16 protein-coding genes and 1 other RNA gene are annotated in these 17,143 nt (G+C 64.9%); 4 read left to right on the top strand and 13 right to left on the bottom strand.

Going from position 1 to position 17,143, the window contains the following annotated elements:
* Nucleotides 1–9: 9 nt before the first annotated feature.
* From QGV54_RS00855 to ffs, 3 genes are all read right to left on the bottom strand, one after another.
* Nucleotides 10–333, bottom strand: coding sequence for a YbaB/EbfC family nucleoid-associated protein (locus QGV54_RS00855; RefSeq protein ID WP_281018773.1), 324 nt, complete (start codon nucleotides 331–333; stop codon nucleotides 10–12).
* Nucleotides 330–2,129, bottom strand: a complete 1,800-nt coding sequence (locus tag QGV54_RS00850) for a DNA polymerase III subunit gamma/tau (protein ID WP_281018774.1) — start codon at nucleotides 2,127–2,129, stop codon at nucleotides 330–332. Before QGV54_RS00850 ends, QGV54_RS00855 begins: the two co-directional genes overlap by 4 nt.
* Before the next feature lie 70 nt (nucleotides 2,130–2,199).
* An RNA gene (gene ffs / locus QGV54_RS00845) (signal recognition particle sRNA small type) lies at nucleotides 2,200–2,297 on the bottom strand.
* Between the two features lie 121 nt (nucleotides 2,298–2,418).
* Here ffs and QGV54_RS00840 point away from each other — a divergent pair.
* On the top strand, nucleotides 2,419–2,673 hold the full coding sequence (locus QGV54_RS00840; RefSeq protein ID WP_281018775.1) for a hypothetical protein: 255 nt from the start codon (nucleotides 2,419–2,421) through the stop codon (nucleotides 2,671–2,673).
* 66 nt (nucleotides 2,674–2,739) lie between these two features.
* Here QGV54_RS00840 and QGV54_RS00835 read toward each other — a convergent pair whose 3' ends face one another.
* Both QGV54_RS00835 and QGV54_RS00830 read right to left on the bottom strand, forming a co-directional pair.
* A complete protein-coding gene (locus tag QGV54_RS00835) occupies nucleotides 2,740–3,639 on the bottom strand; it encodes a DMT family transporter (RefSeq protein WP_281018776.1) in 900 nt (299 codons plus the stop codon).
* A 169-nt stretch (nucleotides 3,640–3,808) separates the two neighbouring features.
* Nucleotides 3,809–4,948 carry an EAL domain-containing protein gene (locus QGV54_RS00830; RefSeq protein WP_281018777.1) on the bottom strand — a complete coding sequence of 380 codons (1,140 nt, stop codon included), beginning with the start codon at nucleotides 4,946–4,948 and terminating at the stop codon, nucleotides 3,809–3,811.
* Nucleotides 4,949–5,019: 71 nt separating this feature from the next.
* On the opposite strand from QGV54_RS00830, the gene QGV54_RS00825 reads away from it, so the two are divergent.
* Nucleotides 5,020–5,598, top strand: a complete 579-nt coding sequence (locus QGV54_RS00825) for a glutathione peroxidase (protein WP_281018778.1) — start codon at nucleotides 5,020–5,022, stop codon at nucleotides 5,596–5,598.
* Between the two features lie 49 nt (nucleotides 5,599–5,647).
* Here the strand turns inward: QGV54_RS00825 and trmFO are convergent, their stop codons facing one another.
* The 8 genes from trmFO to QGV54_RS00785 all read right to left on the bottom strand — a co-directional run bounded on the left by trmFO (nucleotide 5,648) and on the right by QGV54_RS00785 (nucleotide 12,472).
* The gene (trmFO, locus tag QGV54_RS00820) at nucleotides 5,648–7,012 is read right to left on the bottom strand and encodes a methylenetetrahydrofolate--tRNA-(uracil(54)-C(5))-methyltransferase (FADH(2)-oxidizing) TrmFO (protein ID WP_281018779.1); all 1,365 of its coding nucleotides are present in this window, start codon (nucleotides 7,010–7,012) and stop codon (nucleotides 5,648–5,650) included.
* Nucleotides 7,009–7,398 (bottom strand): hypothetical protein, encoded by a 390-nt coding sequence (locus tag QGV54_RS00815; RefSeq protein ID WP_281018780.1) that lies wholly within the window; start codon nucleotides 7,396–7,398, stop codon nucleotides 7,009–7,011. Before QGV54_RS00815 ends, trmFO begins: the two co-directional genes overlap by 4 nt.
* Nucleotides 7,389–8,318, bottom strand: a complete 930-nt coding sequence (locus QGV54_RS00810) for a lipid kinase (protein WP_281018781.1) — start codon at nucleotides 8,316–8,318, stop codon at nucleotides 7,389–7,391. Before QGV54_RS00810 ends, QGV54_RS00815 begins: the two co-directional genes overlap by 10 nt.
* 41 nt (nucleotides 8,319–8,359) lie before the next feature.
* Entirely contained in the window at nucleotides 8,360–8,911 is a 552-nt protein-coding gene (locus tag QGV54_RS00805) for an HNH endonuclease (RefSeq protein WP_281018782.1), read from the bottom strand.
* Between the two features lie 209 nt (nucleotides 8,912–9,120).
* Entirely contained in the window at nucleotides 9,121–9,600 is a 480-nt protein-coding gene (locus tag QGV54_RS00800; RefSeq protein ID WP_281018783.1) for a nuclear transport factor 2 family protein, read from the bottom strand.
* Nucleotides 9,601–9,626: 26 nt separating this feature from the next.
* On the bottom strand, nucleotides 9,627–10,784 hold the full coding sequence (gene argE, locus QGV54_RS00795) for an acetylornithine deacetylase (RefSeq protein ID WP_281018784.1): 1,158 nt from the start codon (nucleotides 10,782–10,784) through the stop codon (nucleotides 9,627–9,629).
* Nucleotides 10,785–10,836: 52 nt separating this feature from the next.
* Nucleotides 10,837–11,910, bottom strand: a complete 1,074-nt coding sequence (locus QGV54_RS00790; RefSeq protein ID WP_281018785.1) for a phosphotransferase family protein — start codon at nucleotides 11,908–11,910, stop codon at nucleotides 10,837–10,839.
* 106 nt (nucleotides 11,911–12,016) lie between these two features.
* Complete coding sequence (locus QGV54_RS00785) at nucleotides 12,017–12,472, bottom strand: GatB/YqeY domain-containing protein (RefSeq protein ID WP_281018786.1); 456 nt, start codon at nucleotides 12,470–12,472, stop codon at nucleotides 12,017–12,019.
* Nucleotides 12,473–12,689: 217 nt separating this feature from the next.
* Here QGV54_RS00785 and carA point away from each other — a divergent pair, with 217 nt between their 5' ends.
* The gene (carA, locus tag QGV54_RS00780; RefSeq protein ID WP_281018787.1) at nucleotides 12,690–13,877 is read left to right on the top strand and encodes a glutamine-hydrolyzing carbamoyl-phosphate synthase small subunit; all 1,188 of its coding nucleotides are present in this window, start codon (nucleotides 12,690–12,692) and stop codon (nucleotides 13,875–13,877) included.
* On the top strand, nucleotides 13,870–17,118 hold the full coding sequence (gene carB, locus QGV54_RS00775) for a carbamoyl-phosphate synthase large subunit (RefSeq protein ID WP_281018788.1): 3,249 nt from the start codon (nucleotides 13,870–13,872) through the stop codon (nucleotides 17,116–17,118). Before carA ends, carB begins: the two co-directional genes overlap by 8 nt.
* Nucleotides 17,119–17,143: the final 25 nt, after the last annotated feature.

Raw genomic sequence — 17,143 nt, 5'->3', positions numbered from 1 at the left:
GCGTGGGCATCAGAACGGCAGCTTCATGCCCGGTGGCAGTTCCAGTCCGCCTGTCAGCTCGCCCATCTTCTCCTGCGTTGCCGCGTCGGCCTTGGTGCGGGCGTCGTTGTGGGCAGCGGTGATGAGGTCCTCCAGCACTTCCGGATCCTGCGGATCGATCAGGGTGGGGTCGATCTTGATCCCTCGCATGCGGCCCTTGGCAGTCAGGGTGACACGCACCATGCCCGCAGCGGACTCACCCTCGACCTCCAGCGTCTCCAGTTCCGCCTGCGCCCGCTCCATGCGTTCCTGCATGGCCTTGGCCTGCTTCATCAGATTGCCGAGATTCTTCATGGTTCCTCGCTCTCATCATCCAGTGCGTCCGCGTCCATCCCGTCCGATTCGGCGGTCACGAGCGGCTTGATACCCAGCAATCGCGCTTCGGGGAAGACTTCCAGCACGGCACGCACCAGCGGATTCTCCATCTGGCGCTCCGCTGTATCGCGTTTCGTCGCCTCATCCTGCTCGTGCAGGGTCGCGGCATCCGATTCAGAGGCTATCGCGACGCTCCACTGCGACCCGAAGTGCTTTCGGATCACACGCACCAGCCGATTGGTGATGTCGGGCTGGGCCTTGTCCGTCAGCGCGATTTCCAGCCTGCCGGGACGATAGCTGACCAGCCGGACATTGTGGGTCAACTGTCCGGCCAGGTTGATCTGCCCCTGATCGGCGACCCAGGCCACCAGGGCCGGGAAATCTTCCGGCGGAGCGGGCGGGGGCGGCTGCTGCGGTTCCGGGGCCTGCGCGATCTCGACATGGGGCTCCGGCACCTCCGGTTCCGCCTGCGGGCGCGGGGCGATCCCCCCGCTGCCACGGAAGGCGACCACCGAACCACTTCCGCCCGAACCGGACGATGATGCAGACGAGGCAGGCCCTGATGAGGGCGATGGCGAAGGCGCGGACGCACCGCCCTGTACGCCCCCGGCCGAAGCGCCGCCATCCTTCAGGCGTCGCAGCAGGTCCGCCGGATCCGGCAGGTCGGCGGCATAGGCCAGGCGGATCAGGGTCATCTCGGCCGCAGCCATCGGTGCGGGGGCGATCCGGCACTCCTCCACCCCCTTCAGCAGCAGCGACCAGGCCCGGCTCAGCGCGGGCATGGAAAGGGACGCCGCCAGTTCGGCCCCCTTCTCCCGCTCCGTTCCCGAACGCGCCTCCGGCGGTTCGTGGCCAGGTGCCAGCCGTTCCGCAGACAGCCAGTGCGTGACCTCCAGCATGTCCTGCAGCACGACCTGGGCATCCGCCCCCGCGTCATGCAGTTCGCGCAGCAGCAGCAGCGCGTCACCGGCCTGCCCCCGCATCACGGCGTCATAGAGGTCCAGGACCCGCATCCGGTCCGCCAGTCCCAGCATGTCGCGTACCAGCGCCGTATCGGCCTTGCCCGCCCCGTGGGCGATGGCCTGATCGAGCAGGGAGAGGGAGTCGCGCACCGATCCCTCCGCGGCGCGGGCAATCAGTTGCAGCGCGCCCTCATCGACCTCGGCGCCCTCCTTCTCCGCGATGCCGCCCAGATGCGCGATCAGCTTGTCCGCAGGCACCCGGCGCAGATCGAAACGCTGACAGCGCGACAGCACGGTCACCGGCACCTTGCGGATCTCCGTCGTGGCGAAGATGAAGATGACGTGCTCCGGCGGCTCCTCCAGCGTCTTCAGCAACGCATTGAAGGAGTTCGACGAGAGCATGTGGACCTCGTCGATGATGTAGACCTTGGTGCGGGCCTGAACGGGCAGATAGGGCACACCGTCCAGCAGCTCCCGCATCTGCTCCACCTTGGTGCGGGACGCGGCATCCAGTTCCTGCACATCGATATGGCGGCCATCGACGATGGCACGGCAATCCTCGCAGGTGCCGCAGGGCGTCATCGTCGGGCCATCCGCCGTGCGGCAGTTCAGGGCCTTGGCGATGATGCGGGCCGTGGTGGTCTTGCCGACGCCGCGCACCCCGGTGAGCATGTATCCATGGTGCAGCCGGTTGCGCGCGATCGCATTGCCCAGCGTGCGGACCAGCGCTTCCTGCCCGATCAGTTCGTCAAAGGTCTGGGGTCGGTATTTCCGTGCGAGGACCTGGTAGGGTACAGCGTTCGTGCCGCTCATGTCCCGCGCACCTCGAATTCCCTGAATTGCAGCATCGTCATGGGCGCTGCTCGCGCGATGATGCTTCAGAAGCAGGAGGCTGCCAGATGACCCGCACCGAATTCGTTACGGCTGCTTCCTTCCGGATCTGACCGGGTTGGCGAGTGGCACGTCCACCGACAACCTCCCACGCGGGTTATGCCGTGTTTGCCCCATGGAACGCAAGAGGGTGCTAGACTTCCGTTGCAGCGGTGTGGCGTCGGCCATGCCGCAACTGTATCTTAACCCTGAACCCCCTAGGATGAAGGACATGAGAACGGTGTACAAGAACAGCCCCCGCGCAGGCTCCCACTATGTCCCCAAGGTCAAGGTGGATGCCCTGCTGCTGATGACGGATGGGACGGAGATCGAAGGCAGTGTCTTCATCCGGGCCACCGAACGCGTGCTGGACCTGCTGAATGGTCCGGGCGACTTCTTTCCCGTGCTCTGCAATCGGACTGGCGAGATCACCATCGTGAACAAGCGGGCGATCAACAACCTGAAACCGATGGACGCCAAGGACTGAGTGCAGGCCAGTGCCCGCCGGTCAAGGCAGCGATCAATCAACAAATGAAGATGTTCGGACCGGCCGTCAGTCGGCCCCGGACGATGCCAGTGCGGCAGCCTTTGCCTCCGCTGCGGCGCGCTGTTCGCGGTAGAGGATGAACAGGCCGCTGGCCATGATCACTGCCGCGCCGACCAGCATGCCGATGCCGGGAATCTCGCTGAAGAAGATCGCACCGGCGACGATGGACCAGAGCAGTTCCGTATAGACGAACGGCGCGATCATCGACGCCTCCGTCTGCTCGAACGCCTTGATCATCAGGAAATGCCCGGTGCCACCGATGAGCCCCATGCCGGCGAACATCAGCCAGTGCAGCGGCTCCGGGTCCTGCCAGATGAAGGGCAGCGGAATGGTCGCCACGACGGCACCGACAATGGCCGTGTAGAACAGGGAATTGAGCGGCGGGGCCGCGCCACGGATCAGGCGCGTCATCACCATGAAGGTGGCGTAGCAGGTCGCCATGGCCAGCGGCAGCAGCGACCAGAGGCTGAAATTGGCCTGATCGGGCCGCAGGATCGCGATGACCCCGACAAAACCGATGCCGACGGCCAGCAGACGCCTGGGTCCCACCTTCTCCTTGAGGATGAGGAAGGACATGATGGTGACCATCAGCGGCGCGACGTAGCCAATCGCCGAGACCTCGGCCATCGGCATGATGCTCAGGGACGTGAAACCGAACGCGGTTGCGGCGAAGACCACCACCGACCGGGTGATCTGCAGGCCAAGCCGCCTGGTCTTGAACAGGCTGCCGATGCGGCGCGGAAACATCAGGACAATCAGCAGCACATGAAAGAAGTACCGCGCCCAGATCACCTGCTCGATCGGATAGATCGCGGCCAGTGTCTTGGCCAGCGTCCCCATGCCGACAAACAGCACGAGGGCCAGGCAATAGAGGCCAACACCCCGGATCGGACCTTCGATACTCATGGAAAGGACCAGTCTCTGGAAGGGACCTGCGGGAGCGATTTGTTGCACTGCATCAGACATGTTCCGAAAATGCAGATATCTTCGCAACCGCACAATCGACAAGAACGCGCGAAGCCATGCGCAAATTGCATGACAACGCTAATTAATCTGTAACGTCAGAAAGTTGCAATCAGGCATCCGCGCGCATCGGGCGTGGTTCGCCGAACAGGTAGCCCTGCGCCAGCGTCAAATCATCCTCGACCAGATCCAGCACCTGATCCTCGCTCTCCACCTTGGCGGCGATCAGGACCATGCCGCGCGCGCGCAGCTTTTCCACCAGCAGGGGCAGGGGCCGGTCGGCATGCCCGAGTTGCTTCAGCACACCGACATCCACCTTGGCGAAGACCGCCCCGGCATCGACCAGGGCGAGCAGATCGATGTCCGCGCGGTCGATATTGTCGACGGAGAGGCGGAACCCGATCCGTTTCAGGCTGTCCAGATGCTCCCGGACTTTCGGTGTGGCCTGCAGCAGCCGGTCGGCTTCAAGCTCGAACACCAACCGGCTGGCGAGGTCCCGGTTGGCCACCAGGAATTCCAGAAACTGCTCGAAGAAACCTTCGTCCTCCAGCGTCGCCATGGACAGGTTGCAGAAGAAACCGAAGCTGGAATCGTCGTTGCGCCGCCGCTTCAGGGCCTGGACGCAGCGGAACAGGGAAAGGTTGTCGATCGTCGCGGTCAGCCCCGCCTGCTCCGCCACCGGCAGATACTGGCCCGGCGCGATGAGATGGTTCTCACCGTCACGCAGCCGAGTCAGACATTCGTGGAAGGCCAGACGACGCTGTGGCAATTGCACCACCGGCTGCAGGTAGAGGTCGATGCGGTTGTCCTTCAGGGCAGAAAGCACCGCCTCGATGAGGGGCTGGCCCTCCAGCTCGACCGGCCCTGCATGGCGCGGAGCACCAGAAGCCTGCCCGGCCGACGACCCGCCGGCGGCGATGCGGGCCAGCTGGGAGCGGACCATGCGCATCTCGGCCACCAGTTCCTCCTGGTCGCGATGCTTGCGCAGGCCATCCAGTTCAGCCGTCAGTTCGGCAATGGCTCCCGCCTGGCCCTCGCGTGCCGCGCGTTCCGCCTCCAGGCTGCGCATCAGCAGCCGACGTTCGAGCCGACGCGCCGCGCCCTCGCCGGACAGGACGCCAAGCGCCAGGACAAGCAGGCCGGTAAAGGCCGCGTCATACATCGACGTTTCAGGGATGAAACGGAAAGTCGCGACCCCCACGGCCCCCGCGATCAGCAGGCTGGCAAGGTGAAACAGGGTTAGCGCCGTCAACGGCATGCGATCCATAACCTTCCGGAAATCGTATAGACTCGTGCACAGTGATACCGGGATGGGGTTACGTCATGGTTAACGGAATACTGTCTTCGCGCCGTCAGCTTCTCGGCCTCGGACTGGGTCTTGCCGCCACTCTGGCCGGTGGCAGCGCGCTGCACGCCGCCGAGACCAGCGCCCATGACTTCAGCTTCACCTCGATTGACGGGACCCCGATGCCGCTCAGCCACTACCGGGGCAAGGCGATCCTGCTGGTCAATACAGCGTCGCGGTGCGGTTACACCCATCAGTACGACGGGCTGCAGGCGCTCTGGGACTCCTACCGTGACCGCGGGCTCGTGGTTCTCGGCGTACCCTCCGACGACTTCAATCAGGAACTGGACTCGGAGGCTGCGATCAAGCGCTTCTGCGCCGTGAATTTCGCCATCGACTTCCCGATGACCGAGCGCCAGACCGTCCGCGGCCGCGACGCGCATCCCCTGTACCGCTGGATCGCCGACACCCGCGGGCGCAGCGCCGCGCCGCGCTGGAACTTCTACAAGTACCTGATCACCCCGGACGGACAGATCGCGGGCAACTGGCCCAGCAGCACCGCACCGGAATCAAGCGAACTGCGCAGCGCGATCGAAGCGGTGTTGCCACAGGGCTGAGGCATGCGGTTCCAGTCATAGATCCGGGCCAGCCCTCTCCCCCTCCCGATCAGGCGGCTTCGGACACCTCGCCCAGCCAGGCCGAAAAGGCACCCAGCGCCCGGTCACTCAGCGCCTTGCGCTTCAGGCGGTGCTTGTCCCGTCCCCTGAACCGCTCTTCCAGGGGCGGAAACAGGCCGAAATTCACGTTCATCGGCTGAAAGGTCTTCGCGTCCGCGCCGCCGGTGATATGCGCATGCAGGGCACCCAGCGCGGTCTCCACGGGAGGGGCCGCGAGATCCTGTCCCAGCCGCTCCGCCGCAGCCAGCCGACCGGCGAGCAGACCGATGGCCGCGCTTTCCACATAGCCCTCGACCCCGGTGATCTGTCCTGCGAACCGCAGCCGCGGCTGGGCCTTCAGACGCAACTGCTCATCCAGCAGACGCGGACTGTTCAGGAACGTGTTGCGGTGCAGGCCGCCAAGACGGGCAAAGGTGGCGTTCTCCAGCCCCGGGATCATGCGAAAGACCTCGGTCTGCACGCCATACTTCAGCTTCGTCTGGAACCCGACCATGTTGTAGAGGGTCGCCAGCTTGTTGTCCTGGCGCAGCTGCACGACCGCATGGGGGCTGCTGCCCGTGCGCGGATCCGTCAGCCCCACCGGTTTCATCGGGCCATAGCGCAGGGTATCGACACCGCGCGATGCCATCACCTCGATCGGCAGGCAGCCCTCGAAATAGGGCGTGTTCTTCTCCCACTCCCTGAACTCGGTCTTCTCCCCATTGATCAGCGCATCCAGGAACGCGAGATACTGCGCCTCGTCCATCGGGCAATTGATGTAGTCCGCGCCATCGCCGCCGGGGCCGACCTTGTCATAGCGGGACTGGAACCAGGCCACGTCGAAATCGATCGACTCCCGGTCGATGATCGGCGCGATGGCGTCGAAGAACGCCAGCTGGTCCTCCCCCGTCAGGTCGAGCACGGCCTGGGTCAGGGCGGGCGACGTCAGGGGGCCGGTGGCCACGATGACACTGTCCCAGTCGGCAGGCGGCAGTCCGGCGACTTCGGCCCGCGAGACCGTGATCAGCGGCTCCGCCGCGATCAGGGCGCCCACGGCGTCGGAGAAGGCATGCCGGTCCACGGCCAGCGCGCCCCCGGCCGGAACCTGATTGCGGTCGGCGGCGGCCATGATCACGGATTGCGCCCGCCGCATCTCGGCATGCAGCAGGCCGACGGCATTCTGTTCGGCATCGTCGGAGCGGAAGGAGTTGGAACAGACGAGTTCCGCCAGACCCTCGGTCTGATGGGCGTCTGTCATCCGCTCCGGCCGCATCTCGTGCAGCACGACAGGCACTCCGGCCCGTGCCGCCTGCCAGGCGGCCTCCGATCCCGCAAGACCGCCACCAATGACATGAAGCGGCTTCAACTGGTTCATTTCCCGATCACCTTCCGCATCGCGTCCGCCAGGGGCCGGGCATCATCCGGCAGGTTGCCTGCGTGCTGGTCCAGCACCAGGGAGAGGTCCCTGTACCATTCGTCCCGCACGTCGGCGAGGTTGTCCACGATTGCCAGCCTGACACGCATCGCCGCAGCATCGACCAGCAGGGCCTCGTCCGACGGTGCCGAGGGAATCTCGTCCTCGTCCTCCGCCCGCTGGCGCTCGGCGAGTTCCTCCGCCAGCCGGTCCACTTCATCCGCCGGGTCGGAGAAGACATCACTGTCGATGATTTCCGATGCATGGCGCAGCCGCGCGGCCAGCCGACGGCTTGCGGCCACGATCTCGTTCAGCGCCACTTGGGCATCATTGCGTATCAGGTCCATCCGGCTTCCCTTGCAGCATTTCCTGCAGTTCCCATCGACCATGTGGGGTCCGGGACGTGAAACTCCAGCGCGCGCGGCATGATATCGAAGACAGCCGGTGTGGTCTCGACCAGTTCGCCGTCCACGTTGAGCTGCTGTTCCGGCTCCGCCTCCACCTTCAGCCAGTGCAGCCGATGGGTCCGGATATCGCGCTTGTGGCGGATCGCGCCGAACCGCAGCAGCGGCAGGACCTTCAGCATGCCCAGCGGGCCGAGGGGCCGCACGTAGAAGACATCCAGATTGCCGTCATCGATGGCCGCATCCTCGACGATCCGCATCCCGCCGCCGTAGAAAACGCCATTGCCGATGGCGAACAGGGTTGTCCGGGTCGACTTCGTCTTGCCGTCCCTGTCTGTCAGGCGCACGCGGAACGGTTTCGTGTCGCGTTGCGCATCCAGCCAGCTCACGGGGTAGCTCAACAGCTTCAGCCGCCGTTTCCGTTCCCCCGTGTGGTGGCGGGCAACGTTGGCGCTGAACCCCATGCTGGCCACGTTGAAATAGGGTCGGCCGTTCACGAGACCCAGATCGATGCGTTTCGTGCGCCCGCGCACGATCACGCCCGCCGCGTCGGCCAGGTCCGCGGGAATGCCAAGCGTCCGGGCCAGATCATTGGCGGTCCCCATCGGCAGCAGACCGACGGGACGCCCCGCATCCAGCAGGGCCTGGGCCGAATGCAGCATGGTGCCATCGCCGCCGCCGACGATGATCCGCGCGCAGTCCGGGCCACGCTCCCGGATCACTTCCGAGATCTGTTCGGGTCTGTCTGGACGCGCGAGCTGCGGCTTCAGGCCCGCTTCACGCAATACAGCCAGGGCGCGGGTGACATCGCGCCCGGCACCGCCGCCCTGTCGGTTGATGATGACCAGTGTCTCTGACTTCATGGTCCGCCCTGTATCCGGGATCGGGCGGGAAACCACAAGTGTCAGGGTTCCAGTTCGGAATCCCAGTAGAGATAGTCACGCCAGCCGTCATGCAGGTAGTTCGGCGGGAAGGCACGACCGATGCGGTTCAGGTCCTGCATGGTCGGACGCACGGGCGGGCGGTGCGGGTGCATGTTCGCGCGATCCGGCATCCGTCCCCCCTTGGCGATGTTGCACGGCGCACAGGCAGCCACGACATTCTCCCACGTCGTCCGGCCACCGGCACGGCGCGGGATCACATGATCGAAGGTCAGATCCTCGGTGGCATTGCAGTACTGGCAGCGGAACCGGTCACGCAGGAAGACATTGAACCGGGTGAATGCCGGATAGGCAGCCGGGCGCACATATTCCTTCAGCGCGATGACGCTGGGCAGCTGCATGGTCAGCGACGGGCTGGAAACCGTGCGGTCGTAGAGCTGGATGATATTGACCCGATCCAGGAATGACGCCTTCACGGCCTCCTGCCAGGGCCAGACCGATAGCGGAAAATAGGACAGCGGCCTGAAGTCGGCGTTGAGCACCAGCGCCGGGAACTTTTCAGGTCTCAGGTACATGGCACATCCATCCCCCTCGAACGCTCGATCCGCCTGAATCAACACGACCAGACACCGAAAGTGTTACCGGGTAGCCGACAAAGAGCAACCACGCAGAAACCCATATCGGGTGTGCATGTCGATTCGATGACACAATATGGCGTCCGTCGGCGCGAGAGCATGCAGGCCGGACAAGCCTGCCAGGCTGTCGCTCAGGGTACGGCTGTCGTTCAGGTATGGCGGTGCGGTGCGGCCTCGTCGCGGGCAAGCAGTTCGTCGGCCCAGCGCCGGGACCGTTTCGCCATCCGTTCCGGCTCCACCCCGAGCTGGGACATGGCGGCGGCACCATGCGCGGTCTCCCGATAACTCGCGATCATGCCATCGGCGTCGAAATGGAAGATCGACGTGCCCTCCAGCACCACGCGCCGCCCCGGATAGGCCGGCATGACGGAGGTGAAGCTGAAGAGATAGCGGGCATAGCCGACACGTCCGTCACAGACGGGATCGATCATCTGCCAGCGAAACGCCTCCGCATCCCCCCAGAAGTGGTTGTTCAGCATCTGCCCGATGGCCTCGCGCCCCTGGAAGGGTCCGTAGAGATAGTCGTTGTAGACGCCGTCCTCGGCGAACAGGGCCGCAAGCCCGGGGCCGTCATTGCTCTCCACCGCCGCGCAGAACCGCTCCAGAACCGAACTGAAATCCACCATCATCCGTGCCTCCCCCAGGGCTGTGCCGGTCAGGCCGAGATATGGGTCCGCAGACGGTCCATCAGGTCCATGCACTGGCTGATCTGATCCACATCCACGAACTCGTTGGGCTGGTGCGCCACGGCGATGTCGCCGGGTCCGCAGACCACGGTCGAAATGCCCGCAACCTGGAACACGCCGCCTTCCGTGCCATAGGACACGGTCTCGGTATCATTGCGCTGGGCCAGCAGCTTGATCAGCGTCTCGGCAGGGCCATCCTTCTCCGGGAACAGGCCCACGACCTCCGCGATCGGCTCCGTCACGATATCGGCTCCCGGTGCGACCGCCCGCATCCGGGGCAGCAGGTCCGTGTCGATGAATTCCTGCACGCGCTGCTTGATATCCGACCCGTCGTCGCCTTCGACCGCGCGGAACTCCCAGACGATCTCGCAGTCCTGGGGCACGATGTTGACCGCCGTGCCGCCATGCATCATCCCGACATGGACGGTGGTGTAGGGCGGATCGAAGTTCGGATCGACCTGCTGCTTGCGCTCCTCCGCCAGCTTCGCGATGAAACCGACAAGCTCCGCACCATAGATCACCGTGTTGACGCCCATGTGGGTCAGGGAGGAATGCACCTCCTTGCCCTTCAGTCGCGTGATGAAGGTCGCCGCGCCCTTGTGGGCATTGACGACACGCATCATCGTCGGCTCACCGACAAGGCAGATCGCGGGCTTGAAGCCCTCCGCCTCGAACAGGTCGACGATGCCGTGAACACCGAAGCAGCCGACTTCCTCGTCGTAGGAAAAGGCCAGATGCACGGGCCGCGTCAGCTTCGCCGCCACCAGATCCGGCACGGCAGCCAGCGCGCAGGCGATGAAGCCCTTCATGTCCGAAGAACCGCGCCCGAAGAGCTGGTCGCCCTTGCGCGTCAGGGTGAAGGGGGCCGTCTGCCAGTCCTGACCGTCCACGGGCACGACATCGGTATGGCCCGAAAGCACGATTCCGCCATCGACCTGCTCGCCGATGGTGGCGACCAGATTGGCCTTGCCGCCATCCGCGTCCATCACCTTGATGGAGGCAACGCCGTGTTCTTCCAGATAGGCCGCGACCCAGTCGATCAGCGGCATGTTCGAATCGCGGCTGGTCGTGTCGAACCCGACCAGCCGCTCAAGAATGCCAATGGCACTGTCAGTATGTCTGTTCATGCCTCGGGACGATAACGCCTCCGTCCCCGTTGGCAATGATCAGGTGCGCGACCTAGCCCGCCTTGATCACCTTCTCCGCCTGCGCCCAGGCGAATTCGGCCAGCGGGCGGATGCGGGCAACCTGTTCCTTCGCATGGTCGGAGGCTGCGGTCCCGTCGCGCACCCGACCCGCGATGCCCTGCAGGATCGCGGCGATACGGAACATGTTGTAGGCGAGGTAATAGTCCCAGTTGCCGATGCCGTCGCGGCCCGTGCGCTTGCAGTAGGCCTCCACGTAGGCCTGCTCCGTCGGGATGCCCAGCGCCTCCAGGTCCAGACCGCCGATACCCCGGAACAGCCCCGGCGGCAGGCGCCAGCTCATCACGTGGTAGGCAAAGTCGGCCAGCGGGTCACCAAGGGTCGAGATTTCCCAGTCCAGCACCGCAACGATGCGCGGCTCCGTCGGGTGGAACATCAGGTTGTCGAGGCGATAGTCGCCATGCACCACCGTGGTGGAATCGGAGTCCGGCACATTCTCCGGCAGCCATTCCATCAGCCGGTCCATTTCCGGAATCGTGTCTGTCTCCGACAGCTTGTACTGCTTCGACCAGCGGCTGACCTGGCGCAGCACGTAGTTGCCGGGCCGACCGAAGTCCTCCAGCCCCACCGCCTTGTAGTCGACCGAATGCAGCCGGGCGATGACGTCGTTCATGGCATCGTAGTAGGGGGCGCGTTCGCTGCGCTCCAGATGCTCCAGGCTCTGGTCCCAGATCACCCGGCCCTCGACCAGATCCATGACGTAGAAGATCGTGCCGATGACGTCCTCGTCCTCGCACAGGCACCAGGTCTTCGCGACCGGTACGTCCGTGTGGGCGCCAAGGGCGGTCAGGACCTTGTATTCACGATCCACCGCGTGTGCGGAGGGCAGCAGCTTTCCCGGCGGCTTGCGGCGCAGCACGAATTCGCGCCCACCCGCGCGCAGGGCATAGGTCGGATTCGACTGTCCGCCCTTGAACTGGCGCACCTGCAGGTCGCCACTGAAACCGTCGATGTTTTCCTTCAGGTATGCCGCGAGCGCGCCTTCATCGAAACGAAAGCGCTCATCGACCTCCTTCGTGCCGGAGAACATGCTGCTTGGATCGCTCATTCGTCTTCCTCCCCCGAGAAACCGGAGAATCAGTTACAGCACATCCGGCGGGGGGCGGCAATCGGGCGAACCATGCCACTGGCGCGACGCAGCCGCCGGACGACCCTCAGGTCAGCAACTGTTTCATGGTCTGGCTGGCACGGCCCATGTCGACACGACCGGCGTAGCGATCCTTCAGCACGCCCATGCAGCGTCCCATGTCCTTCAGGCCGGTGGCACCGAGTTCCTGTTTCACCTTCGCGGCGACCTCCGCCACCTCGTCCGCAGAGAGCTGTTTCGGCAGGTAGCCTTCGATCACCGCAATCTCGGCCTGCTCCTGTTCCGCCAGGTCCATCCGCGCGCCTTCTTCGTACATGCGGATCGAATCTCGCCGCTGTTTCACCATCTTGGCCATGATCAGCCGGATCTGCTCATCGGTGATCTCATTGTCTCCGCCTTCCGCGCGGTCGACGATCTCCTGCTCCTTCACCGCGGCGAGGATCAGGCGCAGGGTTCCCATGCGTCGGGTGTCCTTGTCACGCATCGCGGACTTCAGATCTTCGTTCAGTTGCTGTCGCAACATCGGCAAGCTCCTATCAACAGGAGGCGGACTCTAGACCAAAATGCCGCAATCAGCAATTTCTCAATTTTCTCCAACATATTGATATTGCTACATTATTCACTTCGGGCTGCGACTTGACCCAACCCATTGAAATCACTATCGTCCGGCAACTTTGCGCTGGCGTCACCGCCAGGTGCCCGCCCTTGAAGCTGCCCCCTAGACTCCAGGTCCACGACCAATGACCGAACAGATGACGACAGCCGCGCCGACGCCCACCCCGGGCGACGGCCCATTGGCCACGGGCGCGCTCGCGCTCGCCGATGGCACCGTGCTCTATGGAGCCGGTATCGGTGCGCTGGGAACCACGGTGGGGGAGGTCTGTTTCAACACCTCCATCACCGGTTACCAGGAGATCCTGACCGATCCGTCCTATGCCGGTCAGATCATCAACTTCACCTTCCCCCACATCGGCAACGTCGGCACCAATGACGAGGATATCGAGACCTCGACGACAGCCGCGCGGGGTCTGATCATCCGCATGGACATCACGGAGCCGTCGAACTGGCGCGCCACCCGGCACCTGGATGCCTGGCTGAAGGCGCGCAACCTGATCGGCATTGCCGGGATCGACACCCGCGCCCTGACCCGCCGCATCCGTGACGGCGGCGCGCCCTCCGGCGTGCTGGCCCATGCCACCGACGGGCAGTTCGACACCGCCGCCCTGGTGGCGGAGGCGAAGGCCTGGCCGGGGCTGGAGGGGATGGACCTGGCGAAGGACGTCACCTGCGAGACCACCCATCACTGGACCGAGGGCACCTGGACCCTGGGCGAAGGCCACGCGAAGGCAGGCAAGCCGAAGCGTCGGGTCGTCGCCATCGACTATGGCTGCAAGCGCAACATCCTGCGCTGTCTGGTCAGTGCCGGCTGCGAGGTGATCGTGGTGCCCGCGAACGCCACGGCGGCGGAAGTGCTGAGCCACGATCCGGACGGCATCTTCCTGTCCAACGGGCCGGGCGATCCGGCAGCGACCGGTGTCTATGCGGTGCCGGTCATCCGCGAGCTGGTCGACAGCGGCAAGCCGATCTTCGGCATCTGCCTGGGCCACCAGATGCTGTCCATCGCACTGGGCTGCCGTACCGCGAAGATGAACCGCGGCCATCGCGGCGCCAACCAGCCGGTCAAGGACCTGACCACGGGCAAGGTGGAGATCACCAGCCAGAACCACGGCTTCGTCACCATGCGCGACAGCCTGCCGAAGGGCGTCGTGGAGACCCACACATCGCTGTTCGACGGCGTGCTGGAGGGGATCCGCATGGAGGGTCGCCCCGTCTTCTCCGTCCAGTACCACCCGGAAGCCAGCCCGGGACCACGGGACGCTCACTATCTGTTCAAACGTTTCACGGACCTGATCGACGCCAATGCCTAAACGCACCGACATACGATCCATCATGATCATCGGGGCGGGGCCGATCGTCATCGGCCAGGCCTGCGAATTCGACTATTCCGGTACCCAGGCCTGCAAGGCACTGCGGGAGGAGGGCTACCGGATCATCCTGGTGAACTCCAACCCCGCCACCATCATGACGGACCCGGAATTCGCCGACGCCACCTATGTGGAGCCGGTGACACCTGAAGTGGTCGCCAAGATCATCGAGAAGGAGCGCCCCGACGCCCTGCTGCCCACCATGGGCGGGCAGACGGCGCTGAACACGGCGCTGGCGCTGGCCGACGACGGCACGCTGGATCGACTGGGTGTCGAGCTGATCGGCGCCAGGCAGGAAGCCATCTCCATGGCGGAGGACCGGGACCTGTTCCGCGCCGCCATGACCCGCATCGGCCTCGCCATGCCGAAGAGCGCCGTGGTCGAGACCCTGGCCGAAGCGCGTGACGTGATGGCGGAGATCGGCCTGCCCGCCGTCATCCGCCCGTCCTTCACCATGGGCGGCACCGGCGGCGGCATCGCCTACAACCGCGACGAGTTCGAGCAGATCGTGGCCAGCGGCCTGGACGCCTCCCCCACCACGCAGGTGCTGGTCGAGGAATCGGTGCTGGGCTGGAAGGAATTCGAGATGGAGGTGGTCCGCGATCATGCGGACAACTGCATCATCATCTGCTCCATCGAGAATGTGGACCCGATGGGCATCCACACCGGCGACTCCATTACCATCGCGCCCGCGCTGACCCTGACCGACAAGGAATACCAGATCATGCGCGACGCCTCGATTGCGGTGTTGCGGGAGATCGGCGTGGATACCGGCGGGTCGAACGTGCAGTTCGCGGTCAACCCCGACGACGGACGGCTGGTGGTGATCGAGATGAACCCCCGCGTCTCGCGGTCGTCGGCACTGGCGTCGAAGGCGACGGGCTTCCCCATCGCCAAGGTCGCGGCGAAGCTGGCGGTCGGCTACACGCTGGACGAGCTGGACAATGACATCACCCGCGTGACCCCGGCGAGCTTCGAGCCGACCATCGACTATGTGGTCACCAAGATCCCGCGCTTCACGTTCGAGAAGTTTCCCGGTGCCGAGCCGTACCTGACCACCTCCATGAAATCGGTGGGCGAGGCGATGGCGGTGGGCCGGAACTTCCACGAGAGCCTGCAGAAGGCACTCCGGTCGATGGAGACCGGTCTCGACGGCCTGGACGACCAGCTGGTCGAGGGCGACGACGAGGATGCGCTGATCGCCGCGCTGGGCCGCCCGACCCCGGACCGCCTGCTGATGACGGCGGAGGCGCTGCGTTTCGGCATCGAGAAGGAACGCATCGTCCGCATTACCCGCTATGACCCGTGGTTCGTCGACCGGCTGGACGAGATCGTGACAGCCGAGGAGCGGGTGCGCGAACAGGGCCTGCCGACCACGCCCTGGGGCTGGCTGCAACTGAAGAAGATGGGTTTCGGCGATGCCCGCATCGCGAAACTGGCCCGGACTTCCGAGTCGCGTGTGGCAGCGGCCCGCCGCATGGCCGGTGTGACGCCGGTCTACAAGCGCATCGACACCTGCGCCGCCGAGTTCGAATCGGCCACGCCCTACATGTATTCGACCTATGAGGGCTTCCCCTCCCCCAGCGGTGAACTGGTCGGCGGAGAATGCGAGTCCAAGCCGACGGACCGGCGCAAGGTGATCATCCTGGGGGGTGGTCCGAACCGCATCGGCCAGGGCATCGAGTTCGACTACTGCTGTGTCCATGCCTGCTTCGCGCTGAAGGAAGCCGGTTACGAAACCATCATGATCAACTGCAATCCGGAGACGGTCTCGACGGATTACGACACCTCCGACCGGCTGTATTTCGAGCCGCTGACCATCGAGACGGTGCTGGAGATCGTGCGGACGGAAGAACAGTCCGGCGAAGTCGTCGGTGTCATCGTGCAGTTCGGCGGCCAGACCCCGCTGCGCCTGGCGCAGGGGCTGCTGGATGCCGGAGTCACCATCCTCGGCACCTCCGTCGATGCCATCGACCTGGCGGAGGACCGCGACCGCTTCCAGGACCTGCTGCAGCGCCTCGACCTGCGCCAGCCGCCCAACGGCATCGCCCGCAGCAATGAGGAGGCGAAGGCCGTGGCGGAGAGGCTGGGCTTCCCCGTGCTGCTGCGTCCGTCCTATGTGCTGGGTGGCCGCGCCATGGAGATCGTGCACGACATGCCCGGTCTGGAGCGCTACGTGCGGGAGGCCGTGCGGGTCTCCGGCACCAGCCCGGTGCTGGTCGATTCCTACCTGGGCAATGCCTCCGAGGTGGATGTCGATGTGCTGTGCGACGGGACGGAGACCTTCGTCGCCGGCATCATGGAACATATCGAGGAAGCGGGCGTGCATTCCGGCGATTCGGCCTGTTCCCTGCCGCCCTACTCACTCAGCGATGCGACGATCGCGGAGATCCGCCGCCAGTCCGATATTCTGGCGCGCGAGCTCAATGTCGTCGGCCTGATGAACGTCCAGTTCGCGGTTCAGGACGGGGTCGTCTACATCCTGGAGGTCAATCCGCGCGCCTCCCGCACGGTTCCCTTCGTCGCCAAGACCATCGGCAAGCCCATCGCCAAGATCGCCGCACGGCTGATGGCGGGCGAGAAGCTCGCCGATTTCGAGCTGCCGAAGGACGCGCTGGACTTCGACTACATCGCCATCAAGGAAGCGGTCTTCCCGTTTGCCCGCTTCCCCGGCGTCGATGTCATCCTGGGGCCGGAGATGCGCTCCACCGGTGAGGTCATGGGCCTGGCCCAGGACTTCGAGATGGCGTTCCTGAAGTCACAGCTCGGCAGTGGCACACGCCTGCCGGAAAGCGGCACGATCTTCGTTTCCGTCCGTGACAGCGACAAGGCGATGTTCGCGGAACTGGGCCGGGATCTGGTCGGCATGGGTTTCTCCCTGGTCGGTACCCACGGAACCGCGCGGTTCCTGACCGACCACGGCGCCGCCTGCAAGCCGATCAACAAGGTGCTGGAGGGCCGCCCCCACATCGTTGATGCGATCAAGAACCATCAGGTGCAGATGGTCATCAACACCACCGACGGTGAGCAGGCGATCCGCGACTCCTTCTCGCTGCGCCGGACGGCGCTGCAGGAACGCGTGCCCTATTACACGACAGCCGCCGGTGCCCGTGCCGCTGTTCAGGCATTGAAGGCGCTGAAGACCGGTCGTCTTGAAGTCGCGCCCTTGCAGTCCTACTATTGAACCTTCGAATGCGCCGGTTGCTGCA

The organism is Minwuia sp. IMCC3060, from assembly GCF_029909435.1.
In the GTDB taxonomy this organism is placed as follows: domain Bacteria; phylum Pseudomonadota; class Alphaproteobacteria; order Minwuiales; family Minwuiaceae; genus Minwuia.
This window is presented reverse-complemented; position numbering and strand designations above follow the sequence as displayed.